At 49.2% G+C, this 842-nt stretch carries 1 protein-coding gene; it reads left to right on the top strand.

Features of this window, described 5'->3' with window-relative positions; translation table 11 throughout:
* The first annotated feature begins 69 nt into the window (after positions 1 to 69).
* A protein-coding gene (locus V7K84_RS11240) for an IS5 family transposase (RefSeq protein WP_442940943.1) occupies positions 70 to 830 on the top strand; the annotation gives its coding sequence in 2 pieces (ribosomal slippage) (positions 70 to 405 and positions 408 to 830; 759 coding nt in all).
* The last annotated feature ends 12 nt before the right edge of the window (positions 831 to 842 follow it).

Raw genomic sequence — 842 nt, 5'->3', positions numbered from 1 at the left:
TAGGGCGTGTCATCAATTAGGTAAACTGGAGTCAGTGGTGCTTGGGATGATTAAGCAAATAGAGAAATAATGACTCGACGTTATGCGCTGCGAGATGACCAGTGGGAGAGGATCAAAGATTTGCTGCCCGGAACACAGGGGTATGTGGGAGTTACAGCCAAAGATAATCGGTTGTTTGTGGAAGCAGTGCTGTACCGCTATCGGGCAGGGATACCCTGGAGAGACCTACCGGAGCGCTTTGGGAATTTTCGAGTGATTCACACTCGCTTTACTCGGTGGTCAAAGGCTGGGGTGTGGCAGAGGGTGTTTCAGCAGTTAGCAGACGATGCTGACAACGAGTATGCAATGATTGATTCCACGATTGTCCGCGCCCATCAGCATAGTGCGGGTGCAAAGGGGGGGAGCCATCTACTGAAGCAATTGGTCGCAGTAAAGGTGGATTAAGTACCAAGATTCATGCGACGGTAGATGCTTTGGGCAATCCCTTGAGTTTTCATCTAACCCCAGGGCAAGCCTGCGACTTGGATGGAGCCGACCAACTGCTACCCAATATTGTGGCGGACACAGTACTGGCAGATAAAGGCTATGATGCCGATGAACGAGTAATTGAGCGACTTCAGGCACAGGGCAAAACCGCAGTGATTCCTCCCAAACGTAACCGTACTATACTTCGTGACTACGACCGAGATTTATACAAAGCCCGTCATCTCATTGAAAACTTTTTTGCTAAACTCAAGCAGTATCGAGCGATCGCAACTCGCTATGATAAACGGGCGACCAACTTTCTCGGTGCAATTTATCTAGCTGCTTCTGTTATTTGGCTCAATTGATGACACGCCCTA

The sequence above is a fragment of the Nostoc sp. genome, assembly GCF_036917315.1.
Taxonomy (GTDB): Bacteria; Cyanobacteriota; Cyanobacteriia; order Cyanobacteriales; family Nostocaceae; genus Nostoc.
The sequence above is the reverse complement of the archived record's forward strand: the minus strand, read 5'-3'. Positions and strand labels throughout refer to the sequence as shown.